The sequence below is a fragment of the Burkholderia sp. AU45274 genome, assembly GCF_030482505.1.
GTDB lineage: Bacteria > Pseudomonadota > Gammaproteobacteria > Burkholderiales > Burkholderiaceae > Burkholderia.
In genome coordinates, this window is the sequence record NZ_JAUJQE010000004.1 from 646014 (window position 1) to 664386 (window position 18373).

The window sequence follows — 18373 nt, forward strand, 5'->3', positions numbered from 1 at the left end:
GATGAAGATCGCGCTGGACCCCTACATGATTCGCCACCTGCCGCTCGACCGCCTGCCGCACGCGGTGGCCGAGCTCGGCTACGACCAGATCGAGCTGTCGCCGCGCAGCGACTTTCTCGACTGGTGGGTGATGCCCCGCGCCACGCGCGAGCGGATGGCCGCGTTCCGGCAGGCGATGCGCGCGAGCGGCGTCGGCCTCGCGTCGCTGCAGCCGATGTACCGCTGGGCGAGCCCGTTCGAGGACGAGCGGCAATGGGCGGTGCGCTGCTGGAAGAAGGCGATCGAGGTGGCGGTCGAGATGGAGTGCGCGCTGATGGTGTCGGAATTCGGGCGCGGCGCGTCGCCCGAGCGCTCGGTCGGCGAACGGCCGGGGGCGAACCCGAAGGAGCTGTGCGAAGCCGCGTGGTTCCGGTCGATGGACGAGCTGTTGCCGATCCTCGAGCGCGAACGCATCGTGCTGTCGGTCGAGCCGCATCCTGAGGACTGGATCGAGCAGCTGCAGCCGGCGATCGACATCGTCACGAACATCGGCTCGCCGTCGCTGAAGCTGTCGTACATCGCGCCGCACACGTTCTACTACGGCGACGACATGGCCGCGATGATCGCGCAGGCCGCGCCGATCCTCGCGCACGTGCGCGTGGCCGACACCTTCGACCATCGCAAGAGCAGCCAGCTGCGCTACATCGTGAACCCGCCGGGTTCGAACCAGATCCGCGTGCACCAGCATCTCGACATCGGGCAAGGCGAGATCGACTGGGACGTGTTCTTTCGCGCGCTCGGCGCGGCAGGCTTCGACGGCGTGATGTCGTCGTGCGTGTTCGCGTGGGAGGACCGTGCGGAAGCGTCGTCGCGCTACATGCGCGACACGATCCAGCGCTATGTCGATCGTCATTTCGATCGCACCGCGCGCTGACGGATGACTGACCGGTGCGGCGCGTGCCGCGCCGCCAATGAACGAGTGGAGACTTTTAGATGACCTTGCAAATCGGCGTGATCGGCTGCGGTGCGATCGGCCAGGACCATATTCGCAGACTGACCCGCACGCTGTCCGGCGCGCGCGTCGTGGCCGTCAACGACATCGATCCGCAGCAGGCGCGCGACGCGGTGACGAAGTATGGGCTCGACGCGGAGATCTACGGCGACGGCCAGGAGGTGGTCGCCGCCGCCGACGTGCAGGCCGTGCTCGTCACGTCGTGGGGGCCGACGCATGAAGCGTTCGTGCTCGACGCGATCGCACACGGCAAGCCGGTGTTCTGCGAGAAGCCGCTCGCCGTGACGGCCGAAGGCTGCATGCGGATCGTCGAAGCCGAAGTCGCGCACGGCAAGCGGCTCGTGCAGGTCGGCTTCATGCGGCCGTACGACGAAGGCTATCGCGCGCTGAAGCGGGTGATCGACAGCGGCGAGATCGGCGCACCGCTGATGCTGCATTGCGCGCACCGCAACCAGTCGGTCGGCGAGCGCTACACGACCGACATGGCGATCACCGACACGCTGATCCACGAGCTCGACGTGCTGCGCTGGCTGCTCGGCGAGGACTACGTGAGCACGCAGGTCGTCTATCCGAGGAAGACGCGCCATGCGTCCGCGCATCTCGCCGATCCGCAGATCGTGCTGCTGGAAACCGCGAGCGGCGTGCGCATCGACGTCGAGATCTTCGTGAACTGCCAGTACGGCTACGACATCCAGTGCGAGGTGGTCGGCGAGCAGGGCATCGCGAAGCTGCCCGATCCGCCGACCGTGGGGCTCAAGCATTCGGCGCGGCAGTCGGTCGAGATCATGACCGACTGGAAGGAGCGCTTCATCGCGTCGTACGACGTCGAGCTGCAGGCGTTCATCGACGGCGTGCGCGCGCAGGCGCTCACCGGGCCGTCGGCCTGGGACGGCTACGCGGCGGCGGTCGCGGCCGACGCCTGCGTGCGTGCGCAAAAGAGCGGGGCGGTCGAGCCGATAGCGATGGCCGAACGCCCTGCGTTCTATCGCGGCTGAACCGCAGCCGCCTACTTGCCGGACTGACCGACATGACGATGAAGATGGGTTGCGCACCGTGCTGCTGGGGTGTCGACGACGTGAAGAACCCGCACCTGCCGCCGTGGCGGCAGGTGCTTGCCGAAGCCGCCGAGGCCGGCTACTCGGGCATCGAGCTCGGGCCGTACGGCTACATCCCGCTCGAACTCGACGTGGTGAGCGCCGAGCTCGAGCGGCAACGCCTGAGCATCACCGCCGGCACGATCTTCGACGATCTCGTGTCGCCTGAGAACCTGCCGAACCTGTTGCGCCAGACGCGCGAGATCTGCGCGCTGATCACGCGGCTGCCGAAGCTGCCGACGCAGGACGGCCAGCGCTACGCGGCGCCGTACCTCGTCGTGATGGACTGGGGCCACGACGAACGCGACTACGCGGCCGGCCACGGCGATCGCGCGCCGCGGCTGTCGGACGACAGCTGGGCGGCGATGGTCGACCACATCCGGCAGATCGCGACGATCGCGCGCGACGAATTCGGCGTGCGCACGGTGATTCATCCGCATGCGGGCGGCTACATCGAGTTCGCGGACGAGATCGACCGGATCGTCGCCGACATTCCGGCCGGCATGGCCGGCCTCTGTCTCGACACGGGCCACCTGTACTACTCGGGCATGGATCCGGAAGCCTGGCTGCGCCGCCACGCGGCGCGCCTCGACTACGTGCATTTCAAGGACATCGACGCGGCCGTGTACGACGCGGTGATGGGCGAGCACATCGCGTTCTTCGCCGCGTGCGCGCGCGGCGTGATGTGCCCGATCGGCACCGGCGTGCTCGACTACCGGTCGATCCGGCACGCGCTCGACGACATCGGCTACGCGGGATACATCACGATCGAGCAGGAGCGCGACCCGCGCAATGCCGGCACGAGCCTGCGCGACGTCGCCGCGAGCCGCGCGTTTCTCGCATCGGCCGGCTTCGCGTGATCCACCGCATCACGCCCACCCTGAACTGAACACGGACCAGGAACACACTCATCATGATTGACGGACAGATTCTGCTTGGACATTCGATTCGCTGGGGCATGGTCGGCGGCGGGCTCGGCAGCCAGATCGGCTACAGCCACCGGTCGGCCGCGCTGCGCGACGGCAGCTTCCAGCTGGTCGCCGGCGCGTTCGACATCGATCCCGAACGCGGCCGCCAGTTCGGCGTGAAGCTCGGCATCGCGGCCGAGCGCTGCTATCCCGACTACGCGACGATGTTCGACGCCGAGGCGCGCCGCCCGGACGGCATTCGCGCGGTCTCGATCGCGACGCCGAACAACACGCACTTCGAGATCTGCCGCGCCGCGCTGAACGCGGGGCTGCACGTGGTCTGCGAGAAGCCGCTGTGCTTCACGACCGAGGAGGCCGAGGCGCTGCAGCGGCTGTCGGTCGAGAAGAACCGGATCGTCGGCGTCGCGTACGGTTATTCCGGACACCAGATGATCGAGCAGGCGCGCGAGATGATCGCGCGCGGCGATCTCGGCGAAATTCGCATCGTGCAGATGCAGTTCGCGCACGGGTTCCACAGCGAGGGTGTCGAGGCCGCGAGCGCGGCCGCGCGCTGGCGCGTCGACCCGAAGTTCGCGGGCCCGAGCTACGTGCTCGGCGACATCGGCACGCATCCGCTGTACATCTCCGAGGTGATGGCGCCCGAGCTTAAGATCCGGCGCCTGATGTGTTCGCGGCAGAGCTTCGTGAAGAGCCGCGCGCCGCTGGAAGACAACGCGTTCACGATCATGGAATACGACACGGGTGCGGTCGGCTACGTGTGGTCGAGCGCGGTGAACGCGGGCTCGATGCACAGCCAGAAGGTGCGCGTGATCGGCTCGAAGGCGAGCGTCGAGTGGTGGGACGAGCATCCGAACCAGCTGCGCTACGAAGTGCAGGGGCAGCCGGCGCAGGTGCTCGATCGCGGGATGGGTTATCTGCATCCGCATGCATTGCGCGAGGATCGCATCGGCGCCGGGCATCCGGAAGGGCTGTTCGAGGCCTGGTCGAATCTGTATGCGCGCTTCGCGCTCGCGATGGATGCGGCCGACCGCGGCGACGTCGCGGCACTGAAGAGCATCCGCTATCCGGACGTCCATGCGGGCGTGGAAGGCGTGCGCTGGGTCGAGAACTGCGTGCGCTCCGCCGATGCGGGCGGCGTGTGGGTCGACTATCGTTGAACCGGTCGAACCGCGCGCGACGGGCCGGCTGCAGTGCGCCGCGCGCCCGTCGCGCAAGGCTTCGCGCCGTCGGCCGGCGTTGGTAGACACCCTAATCTTTACGACGCCGCGTGAGCGTTGGACAATCGCTTCCAGTGTTGCCGTGGAGCGTAGGCAAGTGATGATCGAGCGCGTGGGAGCGAGCACGCGGCGCGGGCCGCGTCGCAAACGTGATTAAATTCGCCCTTCATGCATGGTTCCAGTCGAGTCCCGGGCCGCGCCCGCCAGTATCGCGCGCACATCGGGGCCGTCAACTTCGCGCTATCCGATGAGTTCATCCGAGAAACCTCCCGCCACCGTCGAGCAGTTCCTGCAGCACCTGACGCAGGAGTACGACGGCCTCAGCAATCGCCTGAAGGTGATTGCGCGCCACGTGGAAACGCATCGGGACCAGCTTGGCCTGGAAGGCATCCAGACGCTCGCGCAGGCGTGCGGCGTCCAGCCGTCGGCCGTCGTGCGCTTCGCGAAGCATTTCGGCTTTTCCGGCTTCTCCGAGATGCAGAAGCTGTTCCGCGAAGGGCTCGCGCAGCAGATCGCGCCGGGGCGCGCGTACAACCTGCGGCTGCGCGACGTGATCGAATCGGGCTCGTCGAGCCTGCAGCCCGAGCAGATCGCCGACGAATTCATCAAGGGCAGCATTGCCGGGATGCAGCAGCTGCGGCAGACGCTCGACTCGCAGGCGCTCGCGCAGGCCGTCGACCTGCTCGCCGATACGCAGGCGATCTGGATCGCGGGCTCGCGGCGCGCGTTTCCGATTGCCGTGTATCTCGATTACGCGCTGCAGCACACCGACAAGCGCATCGGGCTGTTCAGCGCGCTCGGCAGCATGCATCTCGGGCAGATCCGCTCGGTGCGCGAGGGCGACGTGATGATCGTCATCTCGTTCATGCCGTATGCGGAGGAAACCGTGCAGGTCGCGCAGCAGGCCGTGCAGCGCGGCGCACGGCTGATCGCGATCACCGACAGCCGGATGAGCCCGCTGGCGCGGGAGGCCGAGGTGACGCTGATGGTGCAGGACAGCGCGACGTTCGGCTTCCGCGCGCTGACGGCCACGATGGGTCTTGCGCAGAGCCTGTTCGTCGCGCTCGCGTACCGGCTCGAACTGTCGTACCTGCCGACCGCCGACGGCGCGCACGGCACGCAGGCCGGCTGACGCCTCCTGCCGGTGTTGCTGGTGTGCCGCCCGCGCGACGGCGCAGCGGGCGGTGTACCGTCAGGCGGTTACTTCGCGGTCGGCATCGCGAATTCGGCACCCTTGCCGATGCTCGACGACCAGCGCTGCATCACCGACTTCTGGCGCGTGTAGAAGCGCACGCCTTCCTCGCCGTACGCGTGCATGTCGCCGAACAGGCTCTTCTTCCAGCCGCCGAAGCCATGCCATGCCATCGGCACCGGAATCGGCACGTTGATGCCGACCATGCCGACCTGGATGCGCCGCGCGAACTCGCGCGCGATGCCGCCGTCGCTCGTGAAGCACGACACGCCGTTGCCGAATTCATGCGCGTTGATCAGGTCGACCGCTTCGCCGAAATCCTTCACGCGCACGCAGCCGAGCACGGGCCCGAAGATTTCTTCCTGGTAGATGCGCATGTCGGGCGTCACGTGATCGAACAGCGTGCCGCCGGTGAAGAAGCCGGCCTCGCGGCCCGGCACGCGCAGCCCGCGGCCGTCGACCACCAGTTGCGCGCCTTCGTTCACGCCTTGCTCGATATAGCCTTCGATGCGCTTCAGCGCGTCGCCGGTGACGATCGGGCCCATCTCGACTTCCGGCGACATGCCGTCGCCGATCACCAGCTTGCGCGCGCGCTCGGCCACCAGCGGCACGATCTGGTCCGCGATGTCGCCCACCAGCACCGCGACGCTGATCGCCATGCAGCGTTCGCCGGCCGAGCCGTACGCGGCGCCGATCAGCGCATCGACGGCCTGCTCGAGGTTCGCGTCGGGCATGACGACGAGGTGGTTCTTCGCGCCGCCGAGTGCCTGCACGCGCTTGCCCGATTGCACGGCACGCTGCTGCACGTACGCCGCGATCGGCGTCGAGCCGACGAAGCTGACGGCCTGCACGTCGGGGTGGTCGAGCAGCGCGTCGACCGCGCCCTTGTCGCCCTGCACGACGTTGAACACGCCGGCCGGGAGACCGGCCTGCGTGAGCAGGTCGGCGATGAACAGGGCCGCCGACGGGTCGCGCTCGCTCGGCTTCAGCACGAACGTGTTGCCCGTCGCGATCGCGACCGGGAACATCCAGCACGGCACCATGCACGGGAAGTTGAACGGCGTGATGCCCGCGACGACGCCGAGCGGCTGGCGCATCGTCCAGTTGTCGATGCCGGTGCTGACCTGGTCGGTGAAGTCGCCCTTCAGCAGCTGCGGCACGCCGCACGCGAATTCGATGATGTCGATGCCGCGCGCGACTTCGCCCTGCGCATCGGAGAACACCTTGCCGTGCTCGGCCGTGATGATCGCCGCGAGGGTGTCGCGGTGCTCGTTCATCAGTTGCAGGAAGCGGTGCAGCACGCGCGCGCGGCGGATCGGCGGCGTCGCGGCCCAGGCCGGGAACGCGGCGTGGGCCGACGCGACGGCCTGCTGCACTTCGCTGTCGTCGGCGAGCGCCACGCGGCGCACCGCGCGGCCGAGCGCCGGGTTGAGGACGTCCTGGAAGCGGCCGCTGCGGCCGGCGATGGGCGCGCCGTCGACATAGTGGCCGACGTCGGCGTCGGAGGTGTACGCGGGAACCGGATTCATCGTGTCTCCTGGGGGATCGGGTGAGGGTGGACAGCGCCCAGTCTAGGCAAACGGGCGGGGCGGGAGAAGGCCGCGCAGCTTGATTCACTGTTCAGAATTCTGAATAATCACCGGATGAATCAGCAAAATGTCCAGGCGCTCTGGCCGCATATCCATTCGCTGACGGTGCTGGCCGCGGCCGGCAGTTTCACGGCCGCCGCGCAGCGGCTCGGCATCAGCAAGGCCGCGATGAGCCAGCGTATCGCCGATCTCGAAAAGGCCGCCGGCGTGCCGCTCGTGCGGCGCACGACGCGCAGCGTGCGGCTCACCGACGCTGGCCAGACGCTCGTCGACAGCACGCGCGACGCGTTCGAGTCGATCGGGCAGCACTTCGCGCGCGTGAAGGACCTGGCCGGCGAGCCGCGCGGCCTGCTGCGCCTGACGGTGCCGGTCGCGCTCGGGCGCCAGCAGGTCGTGCCGCACCTGCCCGATTTCCTGCGGCAGCATCCGGGCGTGCAGATCGAGCTCGACCTGTCGGACCGGCTGCATTCGCTGACGCAGGAGGGTTTCGACCTCGCGATCCGCCATACGACCACCGCGCCGCAGACCCACGTCGCGTGGAAGCTGTGCGACACGCGCTCGCTGCTCGTCGCGAGCCGCGACTATCTCGACGCGCGTGGCGTTCCGCGCCACCCGAGCGAGCTCGTCGAGCACAGTTGCCTGTGCTATCTGCGCGACAACGAGCCGGCCGCATGGAGCTTCGAGCCGCACGGCAGGCGGCGCGAGCGCGTGAGCGTGCCGGTGCGCGGCAGCTTCGCGGCGAACAACAGCGAGGCGATGCGCGAGGCCGCGCTCGGCGGGCTCGGCATCGCGCTGCTGCCGGATTTCAGCGCGCAGCGCGATCTCGACGCCGGCCGGCTGGTCGCGCTGCTCGACGGCTGGCGGCCGTCGGGCGCGTTCGGCGACCACATCTTCGCGATCCGTCCGTACAGCCCGGTCGTGCCGAGCGCGGTGCGCGCGCTCGTGCGGCACCTGCGCGAACGGCTCGCGGGCGGCTTTTCGGGCAACTGAGCTGGGTGTCCGCGAGCGCCGGGCCGCGGGCGGCCCGGGCAGGCACGGCGGCGCTGCGGTAAAATCGCGGCTTCTCTCCGCGCCTTGAACGGCGCGTCATTCGAAGGTCGACAGCCGATGCAGATTCACAAGGAAGTGGACGCGCGCGGGCTCAATTGCCCGTTGCCGATCCTGCGTGCCAAGAAAGCGCTCGCCGATATGGAAAGCGGGCAAATCCTCAAGGTGCTCGCGACCGATCCCGGCTCGCAGCGCGATTTCGCGGCGTTCGCGAAGCAGACGGGCAACGAGATCGTCGAATCGACGACGCAGGACAAGACCTTCGTGTTCCTGATGCGCCGTCGCTGACGGCCCGTATCACGGTGCCGGCAGCGCCTGGCGCCGGTCACACTTTTCTGACAATTCTTAAACCTCGCTGCGTGATCGGCTGCGTATACTGACCCGGCCGGTCGTCCGCTCCCAGCGGATGCGCCGGCCACGGTACGTCGTACGGCGGGCACGGGGGCCATGCCTGATGCTACCGTCGTACAACGGGGAGAGGACATGTCCTTCAGACCAGGGACCATTCGAAGTCCGTCCGGAGCGGAACGCAGCGTATCGGGACTGAGCCGTATCGAGCTCGACCCGCAACAGGATCGCCACGCGCGTGCCGCGCTGGAAGCCTACGCGGATTCCGCCGCGGCCGAGATGCCGTGGCTGGCCGAGTGGCTCGACGAACGGCTGCGCGATGCCGCGCAGGACGACGGCTCGGGCCTGACCTACTGCGGTGCGACGATCGAGCGTGTGTTCGATCTGGCGCAGGCGTGGGCAGCGAGCCAGCCGGACTACGCGGCCACCGCGTGGGAGCGCGTGCGCGGCCAGCTGCAGCGGATGCTTGCCCAGCCGGCGCGTCCGGAGCCGCTGGCGCATTGCGTGCCGTCCGACGATGCTGTCGAGCCGGTGGCGGGCATCACGGGCGCCGATTAGGCGCTCGATTGCGCGGTGGGTAGGATTATTCGAAGAAAAGACGGTAGTCCGCGCAATTTATTGGCGAATTTCATACTACTATGATGAAATCGCCGGTTCGTCCGTACCCCGTTTTTGAGATATTTGGCTGGGGTCGCCGGTTTGCGCAGGTGGCGCGAGCGGCGAACGACGGCTCGCCGGCCGGTGTCCGGAAGCCGCGCACGTGCTGCGCGGCCGGGTGGGGCGGGGAGCTGAACAGGACGAATCGATTTCGATTTGCGGGGTGCTATGAGAATTGCTGTACTGGATGACGATCCGGCCCAGACGGATTTCGTCAGTCAAACGCTGACGGCCGTTGGCCATACGTGCTACGCGTTCAAGGAAGGCAAGGCCCTGAAGAAGCGCCTGCAGCGCGAGACGTTCGATCTGCTGGTGCTCGACTGGAACGTGCCCGACATGTCCGGCGAGGAAGTGCTGAAGTGGGTGCGCGCCAATCAGACCGAGCACAGCCTGCCGATCATCTTCATGACGAGCCGTGACGACGAGGCGGGGATCACGCAGATCCTCAACGCCGGCGCCGACGACTACGTGGTCAAGCCGGTGTCGGGCCCGATCCTGCGCGCGCGCATCGGCTCGCTGCTGCGGCGCGCGTATCCGGTCAACGCCGAGGCCACCGTTCGCGAATTCGATCAATTCCGTTTCGACGTGAACCTGAAGCAGGCCTACGTCGGCGACAAGGCCGTGAGCCTCACGCAGAAGGAATTCGAACTCGCGCTGCTGCTGTTCCAGCACCTCGACCGGCCGCTGTCGCGCGCGCACATTCTCGATCTCGTGTGGAAGCAGGCGACCGACATCCCGTCGCGCACGATGGATACGCACATCTCGATGCTGCGCACCAAGCTCGGCCTGCGGCCCGAAAACGGTTATCGCCTCGCGCCGATCTACGGCTACGGCTACCGGCTCGAACGGGTCGGGCAGGGAGAACCGGAGTGACCACGGGAATCACGCAGCGCACGGCGAACCTGCGCACGGTCGCGCTGCGCGCGGCCGGCGCGGTCGCGTTTGCGTTCGCCGCGCAGCAGGCGGCGGCCCAGCCGCCCGCGGCGGCGGGCAAGATGGTCGTCTACCGCACGCAGGCGGGCGACACGCTGTACGACGTCGCCGCGCGCTACCTGCAGGGCGCGGACGACTGGCAACTGCTGCAACAGATCAACGGCGTGCCCGCGCCGAAGCATCTGCAGCCCGGCATCGCGCTGAAGCTGCCGGTGGCGCGCCTGCGCAAGGAAAAGCTGACCGCTCGCGTCGTCGCGGTGCAGGGCACGGCCGAACGCGCGTCCGGCGATGCTTTCGCGCCGCTCGCGAACGACGCGACGCTCGCCGAGGGCGACCGCGTGCGCACGGGCCCGAACGGCTTCGTGACGCTCGAGCTCGCCGACGGCACGCACATGAGCCTGCCGCCCGACAGCCAGCTCGACCTGAAGGCGCTGCGCCGCACGGTGCTGACCGGCACGCTCGATCGTGAGTTCGAACTCACGCGCGGCTCGGTCGACAGCGAGGTCACCCATCTGAAGAAACGCGACGACCGCTTCCAGATCCGGTCGCCGTCGGTCGTGGCCGGCGTGCGCGGCACGCACTTTCGCGTGAACTACGACGCGGCCGGCAGTGCGTCGACGCGTGTCGAAGTGCTCGACGGCACCGTCGGCGTCGCGGGCGGCCGGAAGCCCGCCGATCCGACGCTCGTGCATGCGAATTTCGGCAGCGTCGCGACATCGTCCGGCGCGGTCGGCGCGCCTGTCGAGCTGCTGCCCCCACCGGCGCTCGCGCATCCCGACAAGGTGCAGGACGAGCCCGAGGTCGCCTTCGACGTCGCGCCGCTCGCCGACGCGCATGCGTACCGCGTGCAACTCGCGCACGACGCCGGGCTGCTCGACCTGTTCCGTGAAACGCGCACCGATTCGCCGCGCGCGGTCTTCCGCGACGTGCCGAACGGGAACTACTTCGTGCGGGTCGCCGCGATCGATGCGAACGGCCTCGAGGGCCGGCCGCGGACGTACGCGTTCGAACGCCGCGTGATGGGGCTCGACGCGAGCGCGTCGCCCGGCGCCGGCGGCTACGAGTTCCGCTGGTCGCCGAACGGTTCGGGCGAGGGTGCGCGCTACCGGTTCGTGCTGTCGCGCTCGAAGGACCTGAGCGCGCCGGTCGTCGACCAGGTCGGCCTGCATACGCGCCAGATCACCGTCGCGCACCTGCCGCCGGGCGAGTATTTCTGGGCCGTGACCGTCGAGGAGTTCGAAGGCGGCAAGTTCTACGAGAAGACCAGTCCGGTCAGCGCGTTCACGCTGTCGCGCTGACCCGCGGCGCATGAAACCCGATTCCGTTTCTCCGCGGCGGCGCCTCGGCCGCCGCTTCCTGATCGAATGGATCGCGATCGGCTGCCTCGGGATCGCGGTGATCCTCGCGTGCGCGCTCGGCCGGCTGTCGGCGAGCGTCGACGGCCTGATCTACGACCGGCTGCTGATGCTGCGCAGCCTGCCGCTGTCACCCGACGTGGTCGTCGTCGACATCGACAACCAGAGCGTGTCCGCGCTCGGCCGCTGGCCGTGGTCGCGCGACGTGCATGCACGGCTGCTCGACACGCTGGCGCGCGCGCAGCCGGCCGCCGTCGTCTACGACGTCCTGTTTACCGAACCGTCGCCGGAAGATCGCGCGTTCGCGGACGCCATGACCCACGTGCCGACCTTCCTGCCCGTGCTGCTGAGCCCCGAGCAGGCGGACGGCACGCGCGCGGTCGATCCGCCGGTGGCCGCGCTCGCGGCGCGCGCGGTCGGGCTCGGCCACATCAACCTCGAAGTCGACCGCGACGGCATCGTACGCAGCGTGGCGCTGTACGAAAGCGACGGCCGCGTGCGCTGGCCGCAGCTGATGGTGCCCGTCTACCGCGCGATCCAGGCCGGCCGGCTGCACCCGGTCGGCGGCGTGCCTGGCGCGGATGCGCACGACCTGTCGCGCGATGCGGCGGGCGAGGGCCGCTACCTGATCCCGTTCAGCCGCAACACGCCCGCGTATCCGACGCTGTCGTTCGACGACGTCCTCGAAGGGCGCGTGAAACCCGACGCGCTGCGCGGCAAGATCGTCGTCGTCGGCGTGACGGCGTCGGGGCTGTACGACCGCTTCGCCACGCCCGTGTCCGGCGAGTTCGGGCCGCTCGCCGGCGTGTATATCCATGCCAACGTGCTCGACATGCTGGCGACCGGCAGCGCGATCTCGCCGGCGTCGCCCGCCGGGCTGTTCATCGCGTCGCTGCTGCCGCTCGCCGCGCTGCTGGGCGGCTTCCTGATGCTGTCGCCGTGGCGCGCGCTGCTGCTGACGCTCAGCCTGGCCGCGCTGGCCGTCGTCGCGAGCATGGCGCTGCTGTTCGAGGCGCGCATCTGGCTGTCGCCGGCGCCCGCGATCTTCGGGCTGGTCGCCGTCTACCCGATCTGGAACTGGCGGCGCCTGGAAATGACGATGTCGTATCTGCGCCGCGAGCTGCAGCGGCTCGCCGACGAGCCGCACCTGCTGCCCGAGGCGCCGCGCACGCGCAGCGTCGGCGGCGACGTGCTGGAGCGACAGATGGCGCTGATGGCGCAAGCCGCGCAGCGCGTGCAGGACATGAAGCGCTTCGTGTGGGACAGCCTCGACAGCATGCCCGAGCCGATTTTCGTGACCGACCTGGCCGGCACCGTGCTGATCGCGAACCATGCGGCCAAGCGCTACGGGTCGCGCCTGTCGCTGCCGCTGCCGGAAGGCCGGCCGCTGCGCACCGCGCTCGGCGAGCTGACCTTCATGAAGACCGTCGACGGCAACGCCGAACACGACGCGGTGATCCGCGAACACTGGCCGGCGGCACTCGACCCGACGCTCGAGGCCGAGCACGACGCGATGGCGCGCGGCATCGAGGTGCGCGATCGTGACGGGCTCGACCATCTGCTACGCTACGCGGCGTGCACGAACGCGCAGGGCCGCGTGACGGGCTGGATCGCCGGCCTCGTCGACGTAACCGAACTGCACGCGGCCGAGCGGCAGCGCGAGGAAGCGCTGCACCTGTTGTCGCATGACATGCGCTCGCCGCAGTCGTCGATTCTCGCGCTCGTCGAGATCGAGCGCGACCGCGCCGAGACCGACGCGATGCGCGGGCTGCTCGCGCGGATCGAGCGCTATGCGCACCGCGCGCTGTCGCTGGCCGACGAGTTCGTGCAGCTGGCGCGCGCGGAGTCGCAGGTGTACCAGCTCGAGGTGACGAGCCTCGTCGACGTGCTGATCGATGCGAGCGACGAGGTGTGGCCGCAGGCGCAGGCGAAGCACATTCGCGTCGACACCGACGTCGGCACCGACATGTGCTGGGTGCGCGCGGACCGCTCGCTGATCACGCGCGCGTTCGTGAACCTGCTGAACAACGCAGTCAAATACAGTCCGTCCGATACCGTGATCACGTGTACGCTGGCGGTCGAGCACGCGTCGAAACGGATGTTCTGTACGATTCGCGATCAGGGATACGGCATTGCGCCGGAAGATCAGCGGCATCTGTTCGAGCGTTTCAAGCGATTCCATGCCGGCGAGCGGCCCGAAATCTCGGGCTCCGGGCTCGGCATGGCATTCGTGAAGACGGTCGTCACGCGCCATGGGGGCAGCGTGTCGGTCGACAGCGAGGTGGGTGTCGGCACCGCGGTGACGGTGTCGCTGCCCGCGATCGACGAGCCGTCCGCCTGACAGGGCCGGGCGCGACGGCAGGCATTTGGGGAAAGCCATGAGAAAGGAATGGGCAGCGACCGCGCTGGCGGCGTCGCTGTTGACGGGTTGCGCCGGCGTGACGAGCGGCGTCAGTGCGGTCGGGCAGCCGAACGCGTTCGCATCCGGCGCGCACGGCTACGATTTCGTGCGGACGGCCGCGCAGGCCGATGATGCCGAATACCGGCAGATCGAGACGCTCGTGCGCGACGAACTCGCGCACCGCGGCTTCGATGCGAAGCCGCTCGCGGCCGCGCGCTACCGGCTGTCGATCGCGTATGCGACGCAGCCGGCCTCGGTCGCGGCGATCGCCGACGGGTGCGGGGCCGCGAGCAGCGCATGCGTGACGGTCGACGGGCCGGCGCCGTTCGCGCTGCCGTTCATGGGCCGCGTGTATCGCCATGTGCTGACGCTGCGCTTCGTCGACGCGAAATCGGGCGCCGACGTCTACCGCGTATCGGCCGCGCTGCGCGATCGCGATCCCGGCACGCAGCAGGCCGCGCCTGCGCTCGTGAAGAGCGCGCTCGCGAAGGTGCCGTTCGGCGACGGCGGCGGCTGGCTCGTCAAGACGAAAAAAGACGACGCGGGCGGGATGCCGGGCGTCGTCTCGGTAAAGCCGGTCGAAGCGCGCTGAGCGTCGGCCGGTGAGGTGAGGGCGGGCCCGCCGGAGCGGGGCCTTGCCCTTGCCGCGTTCAGGCGGCCGGATGTGCGCCGTCGCGCGTGCGCAGGTACGCGTCGAACTCCGCGCCGACTTCCGCGTGGCGCAGCGCGAATTCGACCGTCGCCTTCAGGTAGCCGAGCTTGCTGCCGCAGTCGTAGCGCGTGCCCTGGTACTTGTAGGCCAGCACTTGCTCGTCGGCGAGCAGCGCCTGGATCGCGTCGGTGAGCTGCAGCTCGCCGCCCGCGCCGGGCTTCAGCGCGCGCAGGTGCTCGAAGATCCGCGGCTTCAGGATGTAGCGGCCGACCACGCCGAGGTTCGACGGCGCGACTTCCGGCGCCGGCTTCTCGACGATCGCCGACATCTTGACGATCGACTCTTCCCACTCCTTGCCGTCGACGATCCCGTACGACTTCGTCTCCGACGGCGGGATCTCTTCGACGCCGATCACCGAGCTGTGATAGTGGTCGAACACGTCGACCATCTGCTTCATCACGGGCGGGTTGCCGTCGAGCAGGTCGTCCGCGAGGATCACCGCGAACGGGTTGTCGGCCACCAGCTTTTCCGCGCACAGCACCGCATGGCCGAGGCCGAGCGCTTCCGGCTGGCGCACGTAGAAGCAGTCGACATGGCTCGGCTTGATGCTGCGCACCAGTTCGAGCAGCTTTTCCTTGCCGCGCGCCTCGAGTTCGGCCTCGACCTCGTACGACTTGTCGAAGTGGTCCTCGATCGCGCGCTTGCTGCGCCCGGTGACGAAGATCATCTCGGTGATGCCGGCGGCGATCGCTTCTTCAACCGCGTACTGGATCAGCGGCTTGTCGACGACCGGCAGCATTTCCTTGGGGCTCGCTTTCGTTGCCGGGAGGAACCGCGTGCCGAGACCAGCAACGGGGAACACTGCCTTGGTAACTTTCAACATGATCGAACCTTTATTCCTGTAATCGACTTGTCAGATGGTCTATGTTCACGTCCCCATTATAGTGAACGCAAACGACCTTACCCTTTGTTACGCAGGCAACCGATCGAGCTGAGCGCGCAGTTTGTCGAGCGTGCTCTGGAATTCCGCGACGCGCTTCTGCTCCTGTTCGACCACGGCCGGCGGCGCTTTCGCGACGAATGCCTCGTTGCCGAGCTTCGCATTGCACTTCGTGATCTCGTTCGTCAGGCGCGTGATTTCCTTCGACAGGCGCTCGCGTTCGGCCGCGACGTCGATCTCGACCTTCAGCACCAGCTTGTTCGGCCCGACGATCGCGATCGGCGCGCCGTGCGCTTCCTTGTCGAGCGTCGCTTCGTCCGCGAGGATCTGCACGTCCGACAGGCGCGCGAGGGCCTGAACGTACGGCGCGAACGAGCGCAGGCGCTCGGCATCGCCGGCTGCGAGCAGCGGCACCTTGGTGGCCGGCGACAGGCTCATCTCGCCGCGCAGGTTGCGGCATGCGTCGACGATCGCCTTCAGGTCGGCCGCCCACTGTTCGGACACCTCGTCGATCTTCTGCAGGTTCGCGACCGGGTATGCCTGCGTCATCAGCGACGCTTCGCCTTCGGCCTTGCCCTGCGGATAACGGCCCGCCAGCGGCGCGACCTTCTGCCAGAGCGCTTCGGTGATGAACGGGATGATCGGATGCGCGAGGCGCAGCACCGTCTCGAGCACGCGCAGCAGCGTGCGGCGCGTCGCGCGCTGCTGTTCCGGCGTGCCGTTCTGGATCTGCACTTTCGCGAGTTCGAGATACCAGTCGCAGTACTCGTCCCACACGAACTTGTAAATGCCGCTGGCGATGTTGTCGAAGCGGTAATCGGCGAAACCCTTCGCGATGTCGGCCTCCGTGCGCTGCAGCAGCGACACGATCCAGCGGTCGGCCGCCGAGAAGTCGAGGTAGCCGCCCGGGCCGCAATCGCCCGCGCCGCAGACTTCCGGCTTGTCGCTGCCGCAGTCGTGGCCTTCGCAGTTCATCAGCACGAAGCGCGTGGCGTTCCACAGCTTGTTGCAGAAGTTGCGATAGCCTTCGCAGCGCGCGAGGTCGAAGTTCACGTTGCGGCCGAGCGTCGCCATCGACGCCATCGTGAAGCGCAGCGCGTCGGTGCCGAACGCGGCGATGCCGTCCGGGAATTCCTTGCGCGTCTTCTTCTCGATCGTCGCGGCCTGCTTCGGGTTCATCAGGCCCGTCGTGCGCTTCGCGACCAGCGTGTCGAGGTCGATGCCGTCGACGATGTCGATCGGGTCGAGCGTGTTGCCCTTGCTCTTCGACATCTTCTGGCCTTCCGCGTCGCGCACGAGGCCGTGCACGTAGACGGTGTGGAACGGCACCTTGCCCGTGAAGTGCGTGGTCATCATCACCATCCGGGCGACCCAGAAGAAGATGATGTCGAAGCCCGTGACGAGCACCGACGACGGCAGGAAGTGCTTCAGTTCAGGCGTTTCGTTCGGCCAGCCGAGCGACGAGAACGGCACGAGCGCCGACGAGAACCACGTGTCGAGCACGTCTTCGTCGCGCTTCAGCGCACCCGTGTAACCCTTCGCGGCAGCCTGCGCGCGCGCTTCTTCCTCGTTGCGCGCGACGAACACCTCGCCGTTCTCGCCGTACCACGCGGGAATCTGGTGGCCCCACCACAGCTGGCGCGAGATGCACCAGTCCTGGATGTTCTCGAGCCACTGGTAGTAGGTGGTCGTCCAGTTTTCCGGGACGAATTTGATCTGGCCGCTGCGCACGACGTCGAGCGACGTTTCCGTGATCGACTTGCCCGGATTGAACGTGCCTTCCGGCGCCGGCTTCGTCATCGCGACGAACCACTGGTCGGTCAGCATCGGCTCGATCACGACGCCCGTGCGGTCGCCGCGCGGCACCATCAGCTTGTGCGGTTTCACCGAGTCGAGGAAGCCTTCCGCGTCGAGGTCGGCGACGATCGCCTTGCGCGCGTCGAAGCGGTCGAGGCCGCGATACTGCTCGGGGCCGTTGTCGTTGATCTTCGCGTCGAGCGTCAGGATCTCGATCGGCGCGAGCTTGTGGCGCTGGCCGACCTGGTAGTCGTTGAAGTCGTGCGCGGGCGTGACCTTCACGACGCCCGTGCCGAACTCGCGGTCGACGTAGTCGTCGGCGATCACCGGGATCTCGCGGCCCGTCAGCGGCAGCGTGACGAGCTTGCCGATCAGGTGCGCGTAGCGCTCGTCTTCCGGGTGGACCATCAGCGCGACGTCGCCGAGCATCGTTTCCGGGCGCGTCGTGGCGACGGTGAGCGAGCCCGAGCCGTCGACGAGCGGGTAGCGGATGTGCCACAGGTGGCCGTTTTCCTCTTCGCTCACGACTTCGAGGTCCGACACGGCGGTCAGCAGCACCGGATCCCAGTTGACGAGGCGCTTGCCGCGGTAGATCAGGCCCTGTTCGAAGAGCGTGACGAACACGTCGCGCACGGCGGCCGACATCTTGTCGTCCATCGTGAAGTATTCGCGCGACCAGTCGGGCGATGCGCCGAGGCGGCGCACCTGGCCGGTGATCGTCGAACCCGATTTTTCCTTCCATTCCCACACGCGCTCGACGAACTTCTCGCGGCCGAGGTCGTGGCGCGACACACCCTGCGCGTCGAGCTGGCGCTCGACGACGATCTGGGTTGCGATCCCCGCGTGGTCGGTGCCGGGCACCCACAGCGTGTTCTCGCCGAGCATCCGGTGGTAGCGGGTGAGGCCGTCCATGATCGTCTGGTTGAACGCGTGGCCCATGTGCAGCGTGCCCGTCACGTTCGGCGGCGGCAACTGGATCGAGAAATCGGGGCGGGCCGGATCGAAGGCCGGGGCCGCGTAGCCGCGTTTTTCCCACTCCGGCCCCCATTGGGACTCGATGGTGTGGGGCTCGAAGCTCTTCGCAAGCGTGTTGTCGCTCATGTTGGAAATCTGCCGAAAAATGCGTGAATTGGATGCCGAATCTGACAATTATAAATGGATGCACATCGACCAGCCATCGCCTTGCCGGCGCAGGCCTCTCGGGACGCCGCCGCAGCGCGCCCGTGACGTG

At 68.1% G+C, this 18373-nt stretch carries 15 protein-coding genes; 12 read left to right on the top strand and 3 right to left on the bottom strand.

Annotation, left to right across the window (positions count from 1 at the left end):
• Window position 1: 1 nt before the first annotated feature.
• From QZM35_RS18820 to QZM35_RS18840, 5 genes are all read left to right on the top strand, one after another.
• Window positions 2-913, top strand: coding sequence for a sugar phosphate isomerase/epimerase family protein (locus QZM35_RS18820; protein ID WP_166894555.1), 912 nt, complete (start codon window positions 2-4; stop codon window positions 911-913).
• Between the two features lie 59 nt (window positions 914-972).
• Window positions 973-1986 carry a Gfo/Idh/MocA family protein gene (locus tag QZM35_RS18825; protein WP_301776601.1) on the top strand — a complete coding sequence of 338 codons (1014 nt, stop codon included), beginning with the start codon at window positions 973-975 and terminating at the stop codon, window positions 1984-1986.
• A gap of 32 nt (window positions 1987-2018) precedes the next feature.
• Window positions 2019-2945 (top strand): TIM barrel protein, encoded by a 927-nt coding sequence (locus tag QZM35_RS18830; protein ID WP_301776602.1) that lies wholly within the window; start codon window positions 2019-2021, stop codon window positions 2943-2945.
• A gap of 53 nt (window positions 2946-2998) precedes the next feature.
• The gene (locus tag QZM35_RS18835; protein ID WP_301776603.1) at window positions 2999-4171 is read left to right on the top strand and encodes a Gfo/Idh/MocA family protein; all 1173 of its coding nucleotides are present in this window, start codon (window positions 2999-3001) and stop codon (window positions 4169-4171) included.
• Window positions 4172-4478: 307 nt separating this feature from the next.
• Complete coding sequence (locus QZM35_RS18840) at window positions 4479-5363, top strand: MurR/RpiR family transcriptional regulator (protein WP_089425172.1); 885 nt, start codon at window positions 4479-4481, stop codon at window positions 5361-5363.
• A 68-nt stretch (window positions 5364-5431) separates the two neighbouring features.
• Here the strand turns inward: QZM35_RS18840 and QZM35_RS18845 are convergent, their stop codons facing one another.
• Window positions 5432-6952, bottom strand: a complete 1521-nt coding sequence (locus QZM35_RS18845; protein WP_089425173.1) for a CoA-acylating methylmalonate-semialdehyde dehydrogenase — start codon at window positions 6950-6952, stop codon at window positions 5432-5434.
• Window positions 6953-7066: 114 nt separating this feature from the next.
• Between QZM35_RS18845 and QZM35_RS18850 the strand changes: the two genes are divergently transcribed.
• The 7 genes from QZM35_RS18850 to QZM35_RS18880 all read left to right on the top strand — a co-directional run bounded on the left by QZM35_RS18850 (window position 7067) and on the right by QZM35_RS18880 (window position 14345).
• On the top strand, window positions 7067-8002 hold the full coding sequence (locus QZM35_RS18850) for a LysR family transcriptional regulator (RefSeq protein WP_301776604.1): 936 nt from the start codon (window positions 7067-7069) through the stop codon (window positions 8000-8002).
• A 117-nt stretch (window positions 8003-8119) separates the two neighbouring features.
• Window positions 8120-8347: a sulfurtransferase TusA family protein gene (locus QZM35_RS18855; RefSeq protein WP_006402122.1), complete on the top strand. Its 228-nt coding sequence runs from the start codon at window positions 8120-8122 to the stop codon at window positions 8345-8347.
• Between the two features lie 195 nt (window positions 8348-8542).
• Window positions 8543-8965, top strand: a complete 423-nt coding sequence (locus QZM35_RS18860; protein WP_089425175.1) for a peptidase — start codon at window positions 8543-8545, stop codon at window positions 8963-8965.
• Window positions 8966-9232: 267 nt separating this feature from the next.
• On the top strand, window positions 9233-9937 hold the full coding sequence (locus QZM35_RS18865) for a response regulator transcription factor (RefSeq protein ID WP_006490421.1): 705 nt from the start codon (window positions 9233-9235) through the stop codon (window positions 9935-9937).
• A complete protein-coding gene (locus QZM35_RS18870) occupies window positions 9934-11295 on the top strand; it encodes a FecR domain-containing protein (protein ID WP_301776605.1) in 1362 nt (453 codons plus the stop codon). Before QZM35_RS18865 ends, QZM35_RS18870 begins: the two co-directional genes overlap by 4 nt.
• Window positions 11296-11305: 10 nt before the next feature.
• A complete protein-coding gene (locus QZM35_RS18875) occupies window positions 11306-13693 on the top strand; it encodes a CHASE2 domain-containing protein (protein WP_301776606.1) in 2388 nt (795 codons plus the stop codon).
• Window positions 13694-13730: 37 nt separating this feature from the next.
• On the top strand, window positions 13731-14345 hold the full coding sequence (locus QZM35_RS18880) for a DUF4136 domain-containing protein (protein WP_089425178.1): 615 nt from the start codon (window positions 13731-13733) through the stop codon (window positions 14343-14345).
• A 58-nt stretch (window positions 14346-14403) separates the two neighbouring features.
• Here the strand turns inward: QZM35_RS18880 and galU are convergent, their stop codons facing one another.
• Both galU and QZM35_RS18890 read right to left on the bottom strand, forming a co-directional pair.
• A complete protein-coding gene (gene galU / locus QZM35_RS18885; protein ID WP_089425179.1) occupies window positions 14404-15288 on the bottom strand; it encodes a UTP--glucose-1-phosphate uridylyltransferase GalU in 885 nt (294 codons plus the stop codon).
• Between the two features lie 87 nt (window positions 15289-15375).
• Window positions 15376-18243: a valine--tRNA ligase gene (locus QZM35_RS18890; protein WP_301776607.1), complete on the bottom strand. Its 2868-nt coding sequence runs from the start codon at window positions 18241-18243 to the stop codon at window positions 15376-15378.
• Between the last annotated feature and the right edge of the window lie 130 nt (window positions 18244-18373).

Coding starts and splice junctions, on each gene's coding strand:
- QZM35_RS18860 (WP_089425175.1), top strand. CDS start 8,543: ATGTCCTTCAGACCAGGGACCATTCGAAGTCCGTCCGGAGCGGAACGC.
- QZM35_RS18825 (WP_301776601.1), top strand. CDS start 973: ATGACCTTGCAAATCGGCGTGATCGGCTGCGGTGCGATCGGCCAGGAC.
- QZM35_RS18875 (WP_301776606.1), top strand. CDS start 11,306: ATGAAACCCGATTCCGTTTCTCCGCGGCGGCGCCTCGGCCGCCGCTTC.
- QZM35_RS18880 (WP_089425178.1), top strand. CDS start 13,731: ATGAGAAAGGAATGGGCAGCGACCGCGCTGGCGGCGTCGCTGTTGACG.
- QZM35_RS18830 (WP_301776602.1), top strand. CDS start 2,019: ATGACGATGAAGATGGGTTGCGCACCGTGCTGCTGGGGTGTCGACGAC.
- QZM35_RS18820 (WP_166894555.1), top strand. CDS start 2: ATGAAGATCGCGCTGGACCCCTACATGATTCGCCACCTGCCGCTCGAC.
- QZM35_RS18845 (WP_089425173.1), bottom strand. CDS start 6,952: ATGAATCCGGTTCCCGCGTACACCTCCGACGCCGACGTCGGCCACTAT.
- QZM35_RS18840 (WP_089425172.1), top strand. CDS start 4,479: ATGAGTTCATCCGAGAAACCTCCCGCCACCGTCGAGCAGTTCCTGCAG.
- QZM35_RS18865 (WP_006490421.1), top strand. CDS start 9,233: ATGAGAATTGCTGTACTGGATGACGATCCGGCCCAGACGGATTTCGTC.
- galU (WP_089425179.1), bottom strand. CDS start 15,288: ATGTTGAAAGTTACCAAGGCAGTGTTCCCCGTTGCTGGTCTCGGCACG.
- QZM35_RS18850 (WP_301776604.1), top strand. CDS start 7,067: ATGAATCAGCAAAATGTCCAGGCGCTCTGGCCGCATATCCATTCGCTG.
- QZM35_RS18835 (WP_301776603.1), top strand. CDS start 2,999: ATGATTGACGGACAGATTCTGCTTGGACATTCGATTCGCTGGGGCATG.
- QZM35_RS18855 (WP_006402122.1), top strand. CDS start 8,120: ATGCAGATTCACAAGGAAGTGGACGCGCGCGGGCTCAATTGCCCGTTG.
- QZM35_RS18890 (WP_301776607.1), bottom strand. CDS start 18,243: ATGAGCGACAACACGCTTGCGAAGAGCTTCGAGCCCCACACCATCGAG.